Here is a 15,238-nt window from a genome sequence, read left to right as displayed (position 1 = left end):
ACCCCGCCACTATTCACCCTGAATGGTGGCGATAATTGTCCGTTCTCCGCCATCATTTCGATGCTCGCCCAAGTATATTCCTTGCCATGTTCCTAAAGCTAAGCGCCCTTGATGGATGGGAATGCTGACACTGCAGCCTAAAGTTGATGCTTTGATATGTGCAGGCATATCATCATCCCCTTCATAAGTGTGCTGATAGTATGGCGCTCGCTCAGGGACCGATTGGTTAAAGTGTTTCTCCATATCAACTCGTACCGTTGGATCGGCATTTTCGTTGATGGTGAGACTCGCGGAGGTGTGTTGAACAAACAGATGTAATAAACCTACTGAAATTGACCTTAATTGCGGTAATTGTTGTTCAATTTCATCAGTAATTAGGTGAAATCCACGTCTTCTGGCGCGTAATGTGAGTGTTTTTTGCGACCACATAAACTTTCCTCGGCGAATTATTTGGCAAATTCAAGCAAGATAGCTAGGCTAATCTCACGGAATATTAAATATTACGTCAATGAACTAAGTGATTGAACGTGATATAACTCAATGTGATTGAAAATGGGCTGAGCCATAATTGCCCTATGAAAAAAAATTACAAGCTCTTGTTTTGTCGTGTTTCGCCCAAACATCTAGCTTAGAACCACATTTTCTTGCTTAAAATCGGGGATTCCCAAGTTTGCATAAACTGAGGAATAAAACCTACTGTAACATCGGAATAGAGACCATGTTGAAAAATATTAACCCAACGCAAACTCAAGCGTGGAAAGCGTTAACAGCACATTTTGAATCTGCTCAAGATATGGATTTAACTGAGTTGTTCGCGAGCGATGCAGCACGCTTTGACAAGTTTTCTACTCGTTTTGGTAACGATCTTCTTATCGATTACTCGAAAAACCTAATCAATCAAGAAACGTTGCAACATCTTTTTGCTTTAGCAAAAGAAACGGATCTTCAATCTGCAATTGAAGCGATGTTCAGTGGCCAAGCGATTAACCAAACAGAAGGTCGTGCTGTACTGCATACGGCGCTGCGCAATCGCTCAAACAAACCAGTGATGGTTGACGGCGAAGATGTCATGCCAGCAGTTAATGCGGTACTTGCTAAAATCAAATCATTTACTGAACGCGTCATTGGCGGTGAGTGGCAAGGTTACACAGGCAAAGCAATCACAGATATCGTTAATATCGGTATCGGCGGTTCTGACCTAGGTCCATACATGGTGACAGAAGCACTAGCACCATACAAAAACCACCTAAACCTACACTTTGTTTCTAACGTTGATGGCACACATATCGTAGAAACATTAAAGAAAGTGAGTCCAGAAACAACACTGTTCCTGATCGCTTCTAAGACATTTACTACTCAAGAAACCATGACTAACGCACACACTGCGCGTGATTGGTTCCTAGAGTCAGCTCAAGACCAAGCGCATGTTGCTAAGCACTTTGCTGCGCTTTCAACTAACGCACCAGCCGTTTCTGAATTTGGTATCGACACAGACAACATGTTTGAGTTCTGGGACTGGGTTGGCGGTCGTTACTCACTATGGTCAGCCATCGGTCTTTCAATTGCACTCGCGGTTGGCTACGACAACTTTGTTGAGCTGCTAGATGGTGCGCACGAAATGGATAACCACTTTGTTGCCACAGATCTAGAAAGCAATATTCCAGTGATTTTGGCGCTAATCGGTATTTGGTACAATAACTTCCACGGTGCTGAAACCGAAGCGATCCTACCTTACGACCAGTACATGCACCGTTTTGCCGCGTACTTCCAACAAGGTAACATGGAATCAAATGGTAAATACGTTGACCGTAACGGCAACCCTGTGACTTACCAAACCGGTCCAATTATCTGGGGTGAACCAGGTACAAATGGTCAGCACGCGTTCTACCAGCTAATTCACCAAGGTACTAAACTGATCCCTTGTGACTTTATTGCTCCAGCAATCAGCCACAACCCAGCAGGCGATCACCATCAAAAACTGATGTCGAACTTCTTTGCACAAACTGAAGCTCTCGCATTTGGTAAAACAGCAGAAACAGTACTGGCTGAGTTTATTAAAGCAGGTAAAACCGAAGAAGAAGCGGCATCACTAGTACCATTCAAAGTATTTGAAGGTAACCGCCCAACGAACTCAATTCTAGTTAAGCAGATCACGCCGCGTACCCTAGGTAACTTGATTGCGATGTACGAACACAAGATCTTCGTACAAGGCGTAATCCTAAACATCTTTAGCTTCGACCAATGGGGCGTAGAGTTAGGTAAACAGCTAGCAAACCAAATCCTACCTGAGCTTGCTGATGAGTCTGCAATTGACTCTCACGATAGCTCAACGAATGGTTTGATCAACGCATTCAAAGCGTTCAAAGCGTAATAACCTGCATATTTGAAGCTGCAGCGTTGTTGACTGCAGCTTTAATCAGAAACCAAAAACGCCAGCAGTAAAATGCTGGCGTTTTTTTCTCGACGCTAAAATCTATCTTGAGCGCAGTGTTCTGTCACACCGTATGATGGACGCTGCTTTTCACTTCAGTTTGAACCGTGAATTTCTGCCCTAATAGTGCAACAAGCTGATCGTAGTATTGGCTATTCGGCTTGTTCCCCAGCAGCTTACATAACTCGTTTCCGGTCGGAGAGAAGCGGTAGTAGAGCAATCTGACCCCTTTGCCATGGACTTGCAGAGCGAGGTTCTTCCCTTGGTAACTCAATGGAAGTGATGATTCCAGTTCAATCTCGCCTGACTCAAGTTCAGTGCCATGCATTAAGCCAAGTTCAAACAGCACTAACAGGCTGGAGTAGGGCAGTTGGAAGCTACCTACATTAATACTGTTGGTGATATTGCGCTTACCAAAACTAAAAATGCCACCTTGCGCTCGAAACCCTACTAGTAACTTGCGACTATTGTCGTGCCCAAAGCTACAGGCTAACGATGCCGCTCTCTGTAGAATCTGTGCTTCTTTTGGGGCCATGTCATGCAGCACTTTAAGGGCTTTCATTGACGTTGAGCCTGGGTTGGTTACTTCACGCTTAAACACTTGCGCCCATAACCGTTGCATGGCTGGGTTATGAACTTCTTGTGCCATATCAAAGAAGCGATATAGCCAGTCTTGATCTGGCTCTCCAGCAGTTTCATCTTGGCAAGAGTGGTGAGCTAACTTGAGGATATGTTCAAGATTTTTTTGCCTTTGTTCACGTCGATTCCGCTCGCGAACTAATGCTCTCTCGAGGGCGGGTTTTTGCGGTGCCTCTTTTTGTAACAGGGCATCTAAGCCATGCGCTTGGGCGATATGCAATACTCGGCTTGCACTATCCTTTACATAGCTGGACTTTTTCTCTTGGCGAGGTTCCGGTTGAGGATCGTGTTCAAGCGTTACTGGTTTGTTGCTTTCAGACATGAGATTACCTTATCCAACAGTGGGTTATACCCGAACGTGAATCTTTATGTTTAGCCCCATCACTCTACCTTGTTCAATCAGTTGCTGCCAGTGAAACTAATGTGAGGCTGTCCGGCAAAATCTGCTACCCCAAATGATAATAATTTGTTAAAGTTGTTATCGTTATTTGCGGGGTGTTCATGAAGTTTTCGATTGATAATAAACTAAAAAAACACCTGTCAATCGCCTTGCTGTTATTGGTTTACCTAGCGGTGTTGGTGTATCTGTCTAGATACCTCATATAACAAGGAAGATTAACAGGTTACTAATTTGTTAATTATGCATTAATAGTCATATTCGGCGATCTCAGTGCCTTCGAGGAGATAGCCGGTCTCGGCCAACTCATGATTGAGCGTTTCAGTTTTCAGTGTCCCGATAACGTAAACGACATCCCACAACTGCTGTATTGGCGCCCCCTTAGGGAACTTTACGTACAAAATTTGGTTTGGTGGTGGTGGCGGTACATGAATACACGCCCCAAAGTACGGGACTAACAAAAACTCCGTGATTTTCTCATCGTCCCCTTCGAGAGGAATGACAAAACCAGGAATTTTAACCTTACTGCCATTGAGCTCTTGCCTGACTGTCCCTAGTTTTGATTGCTCCATCGCGCCACCAGAATGGTCAGTGACAAGGGGCATGCCCATCGCATCAAACTGGTTACGCTCAGCTTCTGGAATTAAGTCAATCCAATCTAGGGTGAGTGTTTCTTCATTAGCTACGCTCTGTAGGGGGATAGCGAAACTCATGATGCAACTGAGTAGTAAAACTATTTTCTTCATTTCTTATCTCGTATTTAAACTCGTATGGTCATTCCGTCACTGAGAGATTGGCGGTACGCTCGCAGTGCAGGAAAGAATCCAATCAGTGTGCCAGCAATTTGAACCGCGGCAACTAAGCCCAGTTCATGATAGGACAACATGACTAGTGGTAGTTGAATACCATAATTTTGGGTAACGAACGGGCCGATAAGTGCTAATAAGCCATAGAGCAAGCCAACCCCAACAACGATGCCAATTGCCGTTAAGGCACTCGCTTCCAAAATTAATAAGCTGAATATATGCCTTGGTCTTGCCCCCATTGCACGTAGGATAGCCATCTCTCTGCGTCTTTCCTGCAAACTGGTAAGTAGGCTAGAGAGCATGCCTAATAGACCGGCAACGACAACAAACCCAGAGACAACCATCAATGCTTGCTCAGCAATAGACATCATGCCCCACAGTTCATGCAGCGCAATGCCGGGCAAAATCGCACTAAGCGGCTCTTGTGGGTAGGTGTTGATTTGGCGTTGCAAAGCAAAGGTTTGGATTTTTGATTTCAACCCGATCAGCATCGCGGTGATCTGCTTGGGTTGGAAGCTATGTTGTTCAAGCTGCTCTGCTGTGGGTGTTGCGCCGAGCCGGGCGCCGGACTCCCAACCTACGTGGATCGCTTCAATCGCCTCCAATGAAACATGAACCGTTTTATCGACGGGTGTTCCTGTTGGGGCGAAAATGCCGACCACTTTAAACGGTAAGTTATCATGACGACTAAAACCGACATCACTAATCCCATGAGCGATGATGATCTCGCTACCAATCGTGTAGCCAAGTTGTTTGGCTACATCTGCACCAATCACGGTTTCAAATAAGCCAGCAAAGGGTTTGCCTTGCGCGAGAGCTAGGTGTTGCTTACTACCATAGCGATAGTGTTCGAAGTAACTTTGATTGGTGCCAAGAACACGAAATCCCTTGTGAGAATCGCCAAGTGATAGAGGAATTGTCCAATCGACTGAGCGATGCTGACTAAACTCTTGATAGCTTTTCCAGTCGATATTATTGGTGGCATTACCAATACGAAACACAGAGTAAAGTAGCAAGTTAACTTGTCCTGAGCGTCCTCCGACAATCAGATCTGTACCTGAAATGGTATTAGCGAAACTTGCTTTTGCTTGTGTACGAATACGTTCAACGCCAAGCAGTAAGACTAAAGATACCGCGACAGTGAGGATGGTGAGAAATGCGGTCAAGCGGCGGTTATTGACGCTTTTCCATGCGAGCATCAGGGTCGGGCTCATAGTAGCTCTCCCGCTTGGTTGATTTGACGAAGATCGATACTGCGATCAAAAAGAGGCTCAAGCGTTGGGTCATGGCTGACAAAAATCAGTGTCGCATTAGCGTGGTTCACTTGCTCAAGTAACAATTCGATAAAGGCGGTGCGGTTTTCATGATCGAGTGAAGACGTCGGTTCATCGGCGATGATCAGTGGTGGATTTCCGATCAGGGCTCGCGCAGCCGCTACGCGCTGTTGTTGACCAATACTCAGCTCAATCACTGGCTTATTGAGTGAACTTTGGGGTAAATGCAGTTTGCTCAATAACTCTTCTGCTCGCTGCTCTAATGTGGTTGTGACACGTTGATGTCGCTGAGAAGAAAAGCGACAAGGCAAGGTGACGTTTTCAATCACATTTAAGTAGGGCAGCAGATTAAATTGCTGGAAAATGTAGCCGATATTATCCGCTCTAAAACGGTCTCGCTGATGGCTGCTTAAGTCGGCGAGGTTTTCTCCCAAGATCGTTACAGAGCCACGTTGCGCTTGGTTAATACCGGTGAGTAAGCCAAGTAGAGTGGATTTACCACAACCGCTTGGTCCCTTGATAAATAAGTGCTCTCCACTTTGCACTTCTAAGTGTTCGATCACTAGCGTAGGGCTTGCTGTGTTCGACCAGGCAAAATGTACATTGTCGAGATTGATCACTGGTGGCAGTGAGCTGTTATCCATTGAATGTTCCAACTAATATCAATGACAAGTAGAGCTTGGCAAGCATGCCAAGCTCATTCTCAATTACAGTTTGATACTGGTGTTGCTCGCGTTAAGCTCCGCAACAGCTTGGGTTGAGTCTGTTAGCACGTTGGCATGGATTTTCTCAGTGCCAGAGAACAATTTAAACCATTGGGTATCGATTTTTTCTAGTTTGTCGATTGCACCACATTGGTAGTGGTACTCAACGGTAAATTCACCGTGACCACCATGGGCTTCATGCGCGTGATGCTTTTCATGGTCATGCCCGTCATGATCATGATGATCGGCATGTTTTTCTTGATGTTGATGATGGGCTTTATCATCATGATGGTCGTGGTCGTGGTCGTGGTCGTGGTCGTGGTCGTGGTCGTGACCATGATCATGATGGGCATCTGTACCTAACGTATGACTGACAGACACATGTTCAACCTCGCACTGTGCCGCAGGTGAGATCACAAGAACCCCTTCAGGTTTGTTTAGTTGAGCAATGGCTTTATTAAGTGCTTGTTTCTGGGCATCGTTTTCCGGTGCATGTTCGAAACCGACCACATCAGCACCTGGAGCCGTAATTTCAACTAATAGCTCATTCCCATCCTGAGCAATGTTGAACTCAACTTCACCATGGACATGGGCATCGTGTTGACGAAAACCTTCATCAGCAAGCGCTGAATGAGAGAATACCAAACCTAGAGCAAGAGCGACTGGAGAAAACTTGTTCATTATATCTTCCTAGAACTTATCAATATTTATCATCATACCCGCCTATTGTTTGGTGAGTATGCGGTATACCTAAGACCATCTTAGATAGAGAAAATTAAATAGATTTAGTCAGATAAGCTTAGGTGGCGCACGGGCGATTTGCGCGATCAGCGGCACTTCTAAGTAACGATAAATTGTCAGCGAGGGTGGCGCTTCGGTGGCGTTATTGAGTAGTAGAGTTAAGACGCTGGTTTTTGCGCCGTTTGTGATACAGGAAAAAAGCTGGCAAGTGTGATGTTCATGGTGTTGGGTATCAAGATCAAGTTGGTGATGAATGACGGCTAAGTTTGTCCATAGCAGTAGCATGACTGTACAAAGTACAACCAGAAACTTATGCGATGACAAAAATCCCAAGCGATAGAACACAGTTAGCCAACCAAAGAAATAACCAAAAAAAACTGAGTTGTTATACTATAACAACTCAGTTTTGAAACGTCAGGTAAATTTGAATTGGTTACAAAGTTTGCTTAATCAGCTCAAGAACTTGCTGAATTTCTTCGGCAGAAAGTTGCCCTTCTTTTACAAACAACACTTTACCCTGTTTATCTTGTACGACAATCGCAGAGGACTCTGGTTGCAACTGCCAAGCTGTGGCGAGAGCGCCATCTTCATCCAGTACCATTGAAGACCATGGGAAAGACATTTTGCTATCTTCTGCTGATGATTTGACAAATGACCCCGTCCCCCAAATTGAATCATCTTGATTGATGACTGTTGTGGTCTGGTAGCTTTCCGCTGGGAACTTTGATGCCGTGATTGCCGCCATCAATGGTGCGTTCATCTCTTTAGAGCTACTGCGGCCTGCAATGGCCTGTACGACGCGTACTTTACCGAGCATATCGTTACTGCTCCATGCTTGATAAATGGCATCATTGCCTTGCACCAAGATCTCACCATGACTGGCAATATCGACGCTCGGTGCGTTTTGACCTATGGTCAGGTTGTGAGCGGTGGCAAACATTGGAGAGCATGCAATAGCGAGCGCAAGTAGGGTTTTATTTGTCATTATATATTCCTGTTTTATTGAGACTTTACTGTCGCAAGTAAAGTATATACTCAAATCTCTACTTCACTAGCCAGACCATAGTCGATTACGCTTCGGGTGGAAAACAAACGCCAGTCCCACCCAGACCACAATAGCCATTAGGATTTTTCGCTAAATATTGCTGGTGGTAGCTTTCGGCATAGTAGTAGTCTTTCACGATAGCGATTTCAGTGGTGATACCACGGTTGCCAAGTAGTGTTTGGTATTCCGCTTTACTCTGCTGTGCCAGTTCAAGTTGTAATTGATCCTCGGCAAAAATGACTGAGCGGTATTGCGTACCAAGATCATTTCCTTGACGCATACCTTGAGTTGGGTCGTGGCGCTCCCAAAAATGACGCAGTAGCGTTTCGAGCGTTATGATTCGTTGATCGAAGACGACTCGCACTACTTCCGCGTGACCTGTCATGCCACTGCACACTTCTTCATAAGTTGGGTTTGGCGTAAATCCACCAGCATAGCCAACGGAAGTGCTCATCACGCCATCGATTTGCCAAAATAATCTTTCCGCACCCCAGAAGCATCCCATGCCAAGGAGGATTTGTTGTTGATGAGACTCTAGCGGCGCTTTCAAGTATGACCCGTTTACAAAGTGTTGCTCATCAATCGTGAGCGCTTCACTGCGCCCTGGTAGGGCCAACTCAGGGCTAATTAAGGTTTGCTTGTCTGACATATGACTTTCCTTTTCTGCTTATTTTGCACCAAGATCGTTTTACGTGATCTGGGCGATGGTGATCGAACCTCTAAGCGTGGCTGTTGTCTTAAGCTTGTTGATCGTCCATGTATTTCTGAATACGCACTTTTCAAGTGGTCAGATACCATTCGTCAACAAACGGAAGTTTAGCAATTGAAGTCGCTTAGGTATCTTTAGACCGGGAAAATAACGTTTTTCCTACAGACGAATTTAATAACTCACGTTATCATTTACTACAAACAATACGTAACAAAAGTGTCTAAAGTCCATGATAAAAAAGCCATTAGCTATCGCTGTTGCTCTCCTCTGCATACCGAGTGTGGTTATGGCGAGTGGAACAAAGCTATCTGTAAAAGGCTTGGCAGGGAAAGTTGAAGAAAACGTCAATGTTTATCTTTCTTCAATACCAGAAAAAGAATACGACACATCATTGCGCTTTCAAGCTCGCTTAGAAAGGAACATTACCGAAGCGTTGAATGCGTTGGGTTACTACCATCCTCAGTTTGACTTCCAAACCTCAGATAAAGGTGATGAGTTGATCGTCACGGTGACGCCAGGAGCTGCGATGCTCATTCACATTCTCGATATTAAGATTGATGGTGAGGCTAGCCAAGACCCCGATTTTGCTAACTTGGTGAAGAACAGCGGTTTAAAAGTGGGGGAGCGTTTAAATCACGGATTTTATGATCAACTCAAGTCGGGCATACGCAACTTAGCGCTACAGAAAGGGTATTTTGAGGGAGACTTTGTGGTTAGCCGGTTGGAGGTTTCCCCTACCCGAAACCAAGCCAATATTCATCTTCACTATGACAGTGGTATTCGTTATCACTTTGGCGAAACCACCATTACGGGTAGCCAAATCCGAGAAGATCGTGTGCGCTCGTTGCAACCTTATGAGACTGGCGAGCCCTATTTAGTGTCTGAAATTGGTAAATATAACCAGAATCTCTCTAATACCGATTGGTTCTCATCAGTGTTTGTCGAGCCTGACCTGAGTATGTTAGGCGAGGGACGTGAGTTACCGGTTAAAGTATCGCTTGCTCCCCAAGCGCGCAATAAGTTGGAGACAGGTATCGGTTATTCAACGGATGTCGGTGTGAGAGGCTCTCTTAAGTGGAAGAAACCATGGCTGAGCTCGCGGGGGCACAGTTTTGACAGTAGTTTTTCACTCTCTAAGCCGGAGCAAACTATTACGGCTGGCTACCGTATCCCTATGGCAGATGCGCTTAATGATTACTATCGCATCCAGTATGGGATGAAAAATGTGGATAATCGTGACACGAAAAGTCTGGAGTCTAACTTAGCATTAGAGCGTCACTGGACGCTTGATAATGGCTGGCATCGTACGGTGTTTATTCGCTACCTATTGGAGAACTACGAACAGGGTATTCAAGATGACAATGCGCAATTCTTGATGCCAGGGATCTCTTTTAATCGTACGCGTTCACGTGGTGGAGCCATGCCTACATGGGGTGATAAGCAAAGCTTAACGGTTGAGTACGGTAACGCCAAAGCATTGTCAGAAACCGATGTTCTGCGTCTAATTGGTGGAATGTCTTGGATACGCAGTGCTGGCGAAAATCATCGAGGTATTTTCCGCATTGGTGGGGGAGCAAATATCGTTGATGATTTCGATAAGCTTTCTCCATCGCTGCGTTTTTTTGCTGGTGGTGATAACAACTTGCGTGGTTATGGTTATGAATCGATTTCACCAAAAGACAGCAGTGGGGCATTGTCGGGGGCGAAGTTTGTTGCGGTCACTTCACTCGAATATAACTACCGAGTGGTTGGCAATTGGTGGGGCGCCATGTTCTATGATTATGGTGATGCGTTCAATGATACTCCTGATTTCAAACGTGGTGTCGGTGTCGGTGTCCGCTGGGCATCGCCAGTGGGCCCTGTGCGATTAGATTTTGCTTGGGGGCTTGATGCAACACCTGGAGACGAATTCAGAATTCACTTTACTTTAGGACCTGAGCTATGACCAAGGTGGTATTAAAGTGGTCTAAATGGCTCTCAGTATCGTTACTAAGCATTGTTATTCTACTCGTGCTTGCGTTGGCGATGCTCTTGTTTACCAAGCCCGGACTGGGTGTTGTACTCTGGGGAGCTGAGCGATTGGTTCCTCAACTGCGTGTTGAGCACTACCAGGGGAGTCTTTTTCCACGTTTTACTTTGCAGCAAGTCAGTTACCTTGACCCGCAATTGCACCTAGAAACCAAGATTGACTCATTGACCTTAGCGGTTAAACCTGCGTGTTTCACTGAGCCTAGCGTGTGTGTTGATGAGGCGTCACTCAAAGGGGTTAAGTTTAGCTTAACGCAACTGCCGGAGTCTCAACCTCAAAGTGATCAAACATCGAGTAGCAATGGTGCGATCACTACGCCATTACCGATACGGGTCGGTCAGATATCTTTGGAGGATATTGATCTCGATATTCTCGGCAACCATATTCAATGGCAAAGTTTTTCTACTGGGTTTTCTTTTCAAGGGAACCGCTTAACGATTCGCCCGACTCAGCTTAATAACGCACTGGTAAAGCTTGCTCCGAGTGAGGAGAATGCTGCCGCGCCTCCTGCGACTAAGCAAGAGAGTTCAGCCATCGTTTTACCGGAAGTTGAACTGCCGCTTGCTATTGTTCTTCAACGACTAGATATCGATAACTTTCAGTTACAGCAAGCCTCTCCTGTGATCGTTAACCATTTAGGTTTAGCGGGCGTAGCTTCTGGCTATGACGTGACCTTATCAACCCTAGAGCTGGATATGCCAGAGGTAGTAGGGAAGCTCGCGGGAAAAGTGACCCTCAAACAAGGCTATCCACTAGACCTTAATCTAGATGCCACCTTGGGCATTGAGCCAGTAAAGGGACAGCGCATCGCATTAACGGCGAATGGTAGCGTGGCGCAACTTTCGTTAAATGCTCAATTAGATAAATTGCTCAAAGCAGACATTCAGGGACAATTGGAACCTCTTGACCCTAATCTTCCTTTTACTGTCTCAATCGATAAGTTAAAAGCTCAGTGGCCATTGCGGGGTGATGCTGACTATCAAGCTGATGTCGATAAGTTTACAGCCCAGGGGTCGCTCAAAGGCTATGAGTTGAGCTTGCAGGGGAGTGCGCAGGGCAAGCCAATCCCTGATGTTTCCCTTGCTCTACAAGGTAAAGGTGACCTTTCACAAATCCAGTTTACTGAATTAGGCATTGATACCTTGGGTGGTTCGATTGCAGGTCAAGCCATGGTGAACTGGCAAGCACCAATCAATTGGTCTGCAGATTTGAGTCTGTCGAACGTCCAACCGGGGCTGCAATGGCAGGAAGCGGAAGGCAACATCAGTGGTAAGGTGAGCACTACAGGTAGCCTCACCAAACAAGGTGGTTGGCAAGTCTCTGTTCCTATGCTTGATATTGACGGCATATTACGACAATACCCGCTCAATATTGTTGGTTCGTTGGATGTCTCAGATCGAAAAGGGAAAGGCATTTTATCGCTGCAAACGCCAAAGTTGGTGTTGTCCCATGGTCCCAACTCCCTTGAAGCGAACGGCATGCTGGAGCAGCAGTGGGATATGTCGATTAACTTAAATTTGCCTGAGATTGCCAAATCGATACCGGAACTAAAAGGTCGCGCAAAAGGTTCGATTCAAATGAGTGGCAAGTTAGCGGAGCCACAGGTGACAATGGACTTAGCGGTCAATGATATCGATTGGCGAGGAGAGGCTCAGGTTAAATCACTTAAGCTGATTGGGGATGTTGTCCCACTTCCAGCACCTCACGGCAACGTTAAGTTGGAGGTGAACGCACTCAATTATCAGGGTACTGAGATTGACGATATTGCACTTGTCGCGTCTGGAACAGAGCAGGCTCACGAAGCAAGGTTAGATGTACGCTCATCGTTGATCTCCACCAGTCTCGCGTTGAGTGGTAGTGCAACGACTCAGCCTGACCTTAATTGGCGTGGTCAATTGCAGCGCATGATGGTTAATACCGAACAAGGTGAATGGCGTCTAGAAGAGCCGATTTCTCTAGAATTTGATGGGGCGACTGAAATGGCCTCGGTCGGTGCTCATTGCTGGCGACAAGAGAACTCGACGATCTGCTTGGACAAAGATATTCAGGTAGGTAAGACAGGGGAAGCGCAACTCTCGATTAATGCATTTAACTTTGCTCAGTTAGCCGCACTACTGCCGGAAAAGACCCGTCTTGATGGTTCGGTTGATGCCTCTGTCTGGGCGAAATGGGCACCAAGCAAAGCGCCTGAATTGATTGCAAAAATTATCATGCCGAAAGGCGGCGTGACTCAGCAACTTGAACAACCATTAGTGTTCGGTTGGGAGAGCGTGAAACTCAATGCCAACATTGCCAATAATCAGTTAAAAGCCGACTGGTTGTTTGATGTGACTGATAATGGTGATATCAGTGGTGAAGTCACCATTCCCGATGTGCTAGCCAGCGATAAGCAAATAGAAGGTCGCTTAGCTTTGGGCACCTTTAACCTTGATTTCCTTAACGTCTTGGTGGGGGAGTATAGCCAGCTTAAATCTAATATTGAAACCGATCTCAAGTTATCTGGTCCTCTGCTTCATCCTAGGGTTAATGGCCAGTTTAAGGTTGACGACATTATGCTCAAAGGCGAGATATCGCCGATAGAGGTCGATTCTGGTCAGTTAGTGCTCGACTTCACCGGTTATGATGCGAAATTAAATGCCGCGCTGCAAACACCAGATGGGCAACTGAAGGTGTCTGGCGATGCCAACTGGCAGGATCTAACCGCATGGCGCACACAAGCTCGGGTATTTGCTGAGGAACTCAAGGTGGTTATGCCGCCGATGGTTAAAGTGAAAGTCATCCCAGATATGACCATCTCAGCCTCTCCGAAACATGCGCGGATAGATGGCACCATTGCCCTCCCTTGGGGGCGTATTGTGATCGATGATTTGCCACCGAGTGCGATTGAGGTCTCCAAAGATCAAGTGATTGTCGACGCACAAGGTCAGCCTGTGGCTGAAGGCAACACTGTACCATTTGATATTGAAACCAATATCAATCTTACCATTGGTGATGATTTCAAATTGTCGGCCTTTGGTCTTGAGGGCGGCTTAGTTGGCAACCTCAATGTGACGCAGAAAAACAAAGGTCCTTTTGTGGTAGGGGAAGTTAACATTGAAAACGGCTCATACACCTCCTTTGGACAAGACTTGTTGATTAAAGAGGGTAAGATCTTGATGAATGGACCTGCGGATCAACCCTATGTGCAAATCACCGCGATTCGTAATCCTGACAATACCCAAGATGATGTAACGGCAGGTGTGCGAGTCAGTGGTCCTGCTGATGAGCCTCAATTGACCATTTTCTCTGAACCTGCCATGCCTCAAGCCAACGCGCTCTCATACTTATTGCGTGGGCAGGATATTGATGGTGAGTCTGGGGGCAATGCGATGACCACGACCTTGATTGGGCTAAGTTTGGCAAAAAGCGGTAAAGTGGTCGGTGAGTTAGGCGAAGCCTTTGGTGTCCAAGACTTGCAGTTAAATACTGCTGGGTCAGGAGATGACTCGCAAGTGACCGTTAGTGGTTACGTATTACCTGGTCTACAAGTGAAATATGGTGTAGGTATTTTCGATTCGGTTGGTGAGTTTACGGTTCGATATCGTTTGATGAAAGATCTCTATTTAGAAGCAGTCTCTGGGTTAGATAGTGCCGTCGACTTGCTTTATCAGTTTGAGTTTAACTAAGGGGAAGTTTATGCAGCATCTCGTGTTTGTTTACGGCACATTGCGCCAAGGAGAAAGTAACCATCACTATTTGGCAAATGCACAACTGTTGGGGCTGCATGAGACTGCACCTAATTATGCCCTTTATGATCTTGGTGCATACCCAGCCGTAATAAGTGGGCATCAAGCGATTTTTGGTGAGGTGTATCTTGTCGATGAGGTGATGTTGCAAGCGCTTGATCAATTAGAAGACGTGCCAGTGGAATATCGTCGTGAATTGATTGACACACCCTTTGGTCAAGCTTGGATATATCTATACCAGGATGCATCGTTATTAGACGTTATAATTTCATCAGGAGACTGGAGTCAGCGCGTGTAGTGCAAAAAATTGGCTGCGGTTGGGCTATCACCATCAGTATGGAGGAATGAGCAAATGAAATGGTTATTGGTGCTAATTTCTTTGTTTATTGTCGGTTGTGTATCACCACCTCTACCAGAGTTCTATTCGGTAGACACTTGGCAAAGCTATGGACAAGATCGAGCAGAGCAGGGGCAAACTTTTCAATCTCAAGACAAACTTGTTAGCTTGAGTGCGCCTAAGCCGTTCACCGAGGAAATGTTTCAGGCCTATCAAGTCGGCTATCAGGAGGGCAAGCAGAACTACTGTTCTCAAAACGCATACGTATTGGGTTTAATCGGTAAGCCATATCATGGTATTTGCGATGATATTAATCCATTTTTCCAGAACGATTACGCGAATGGTCGACTTAATTTCTTCTAGTGAAAAAGCCAGCAATGCTGGCTTTTGTCATCATTTTA

Annotated in this window: 14 protein-coding genes; 5 read left to right on the top strand and 9 right to left on the bottom strand. The window is 45.8% G+C overall.

The genetic code is table 11. The features are described 5' to 3' along the window. Window positions 1-9: 9 nt before the first annotated feature. Entirely contained in the window at window positions 10-429 is a 420-nt protein-coding gene (locus tag GZK95_RS13330; RefSeq protein WP_075708948.1) for a secondary thiamine-phosphate synthase enzyme YjbQ, read from the bottom strand. 289 nt (window positions 430-718) lie between these two features. Here GZK95_RS13330 and pgi point away from each other — a divergent pair, with 289 nt between their 5' ends. Continuing rightward, on the top strand, window positions 719-2,371 hold the full coding sequence (gene pgi / locus GZK95_RS13325; RefSeq protein ID WP_075716380.1) for a glucose-6-phosphate isomerase: 1,653 nt from the start codon (window positions 719-721) through the stop codon (window positions 2,369-2,371). A 124-nt stretch (window positions 2,372-2,495) separates the two neighbouring features. On the opposite strand, the gene GZK95_RS13320 is transcribed toward pgi, so the two are convergent. The 8 genes from GZK95_RS13320 to msrA form a co-directional block, all read right to left on the bottom strand. Continuing rightward, the gene (locus tag GZK95_RS13320) at window positions 2,496-3,392 is read right to left on the bottom strand and encodes a TIGR03899 family protein (protein WP_075708946.1); all 897 of its coding nucleotides are present in this window, start codon (window positions 3,390-3,392) and stop codon (window positions 2,496-2,498) included. A 323-nt stretch (window positions 3,393-3,715) separates the two neighbouring features. Next, a complete protein-coding gene (locus GZK95_RS13315) occupies window positions 3,716-4,213 on the bottom strand; it encodes a DUF3299 domain-containing protein (protein WP_075716379.1) in 498 nt (165 codons plus the stop codon). Between the two features lie 14 nt (window positions 4,214-4,227). After that, window positions 4,228-5,487, bottom strand: a complete 1,260-nt coding sequence (locus tag GZK95_RS13310) for an ABC transporter permease (protein WP_075716378.1) — start codon at window positions 5,485-5,487, stop codon at window positions 4,228-4,230. Next, window positions 5,484-6,191, bottom strand: coding sequence for an ABC transporter ATP-binding protein (locus GZK95_RS13305; RefSeq protein WP_075708943.1), 708 nt, complete (start codon window positions 6,189-6,191; stop codon window positions 5,484-5,486). Before GZK95_RS13305 ends, GZK95_RS13310 begins: the two co-directional genes overlap by 4 nt. Window positions 6,192-6,254: 63 nt before the next feature. Next, the gene (zrgA, locus tag GZK95_RS13300) at window positions 6,255-6,932 is read right to left on the bottom strand and encodes a zinc uptake protein ZrgA (RefSeq protein WP_075716377.1); all 678 of its coding nucleotides are present in this window, start codon (window positions 6,930-6,932) and stop codon (window positions 6,255-6,257) included. A gap of 108 nt (window positions 6,933-7,040) precedes the next feature. Continuing rightward, window positions 7,041-7,337 (bottom strand): DUF2607 family protein, encoded by a 297-nt coding sequence (locus GZK95_RS13295; RefSeq protein WP_139315102.1) that lies wholly within the window; start codon window positions 7,335-7,337, stop codon window positions 7,041-7,043. 88 nt (window positions 7,338-7,425) lie between these two features. Continuing rightward, window positions 7,426-7,977, bottom strand: coding sequence for a YtfJ family protein (locus GZK95_RS13290; RefSeq protein WP_075708940.1), 552 nt, complete (start codon window positions 7,975-7,977; stop codon window positions 7,426-7,428). A gap of 85 nt (window positions 7,978-8,062) precedes the next feature. After that, a complete protein-coding gene (msrA, locus tag GZK95_RS13285) occupies window positions 8,063-8,686 on the bottom strand; it encodes a peptide-methionine (S)-S-oxide reductase MsrA (RefSeq protein WP_151148787.1) in 624 nt (207 codons plus the stop codon). A 289-nt stretch (window positions 8,687-8,975) separates the two neighbouring features. Here msrA and tamA point away from each other — a divergent pair, with 289 nt between their 5' ends. The 4 genes from tamA to GZK95_RS13265 are packed head-to-tail and all read left to right on the top strand — an operon-like array spanning window position 8,976 to window position 15,200. After that, complete coding sequence (tamA, locus tag GZK95_RS13280) at window positions 8,976-10,691, top strand: autotransporter assembly complex protein TamA (protein WP_075716077.1); 1,716 nt, start codon at window positions 8,976-8,978, stop codon at window positions 10,689-10,691. Then, the gene (gene tamB / locus GZK95_RS13275) at window positions 10,688-14,440 is read left to right on the top strand and encodes an autotransporter assembly complex protein TamB (RefSeq protein WP_075716078.1); all 3,753 of its coding nucleotides are present in this window, start codon (window positions 10,688-10,690) and stop codon (window positions 14,438-14,440) included. Before tamA ends, tamB begins: the two co-directional genes overlap by 4 nt. 10 nt (window positions 14,441-14,450) lie before the next feature. Continuing rightward, window positions 14,451-14,798 (top strand): gamma-glutamylcyclotransferase family protein, encoded by a 348-nt coding sequence (locus tag GZK95_RS13270; RefSeq protein WP_075708936.1) that lies wholly within the window; start codon window positions 14,451-14,453, stop codon window positions 14,796-14,798. Window positions 14,799-14,852: 54 nt separating this feature from the next. Then, complete coding sequence (locus GZK95_RS13265) at window positions 14,853-15,200, top strand: DUF2799 domain-containing protein (RefSeq protein ID WP_075708935.1); 348 nt, start codon at window positions 14,853-14,855, stop codon at window positions 15,198-15,200. Window positions 15,201-15,238: the final 38 nt, after the last annotated feature.

The sequence above is a fragment of the Vibrio panuliri genome (assembly GCF_009938205.1).
GTDB classification, from domain to species: Bacteria; Pseudomonadota; Gammaproteobacteria; order Enterobacterales; family Vibrionaceae; genus Vibrio; species Vibrio panuliri.
This window is presented reverse-complemented; position numbering and strand designations above follow the sequence as displayed.

Bases quoted from the DNA above. Each gene is read 5' to 3' on its own strand.
- GZK95_RS13330 (WP_075708948.1), bottom strand. From the start codon at position 429: ATGTGGTCGCAAAAAACACTCACATTACGCGCCAGAAGACGTGGATTT.
- zrgA (WP_075716377.1), bottom strand. From the start codon at position 6,932: ATGAACAAGTTTTCTCCAGTCGCTCTTGCTCTAGGTTTGGTATTCTCT.
- tamA (WP_075716077.1), top strand. From the start codon at position 8,976: ATGATAAAAAAGCCATTAGCTATCGCTGTTGCTCTCCTCTGCATACCG.
- tamB (WP_075716078.1), top strand. From the start codon at position 10,688: ATGACCAAGGTGGTATTAAAGTGGTCTAAATGGCTCTCAGTATCGTTA.
- GZK95_RS13315 (WP_075716379.1), bottom strand. From the start codon at position 4,213: ATGAAGAAAATAGTTTTACTACTCAGTTGCATCATGAGTTTCGCTATC.
- msrA (WP_151148787.1), bottom strand. From the start codon at position 8,686: ATGTCAGACAAGCAAACCTTAATTAGCCCTGAGTTGGCCCTACCAGGG.
- GZK95_RS13290 (WP_075708940.1), bottom strand. From the start codon at position 7,977: ATGACAAATAAAACCCTACTTGCGCTCGCTATTGCATGCTCTCCAATG.
- GZK95_RS13305 (WP_075708943.1), bottom strand. From the start codon at position 6,191: ATGGATAACAGCTCACTGCCACCAGTGATCAATCTCGACAATGTACAT.
- GZK95_RS13310 (WP_075716378.1), bottom strand. From the start codon at position 5,487: ATGAGCCCGACCCTGATGCTCGCATGGAAAAGCGTCAATAACCGCCGC.
- GZK95_RS13320 (WP_075708946.1), bottom strand. From the start codon at position 3,392: ATGTCTGAAAGCAACAAACCAGTAACGCTTGAACACGATCCTCAACCG.
- GZK95_RS13265 (WP_075708935.1), top strand. From the start codon at position 14,853: ATGAAATGGTTATTGGTGCTAATTTCTTTGTTTATTGTCGGTTGTGTA.
- pgi (WP_075716380.1), top strand. From the start codon at position 719: ATGTTGAAAAATATTAACCCAACGCAAACTCAAGCGTGGAAAGCGTTA.
- GZK95_RS13270 (WP_075708936.1), top strand. From the start codon at position 14,451: ATGCAGCATCTCGTGTTTGTTTACGGCACATTGCGCCAAGGAGAAAGT.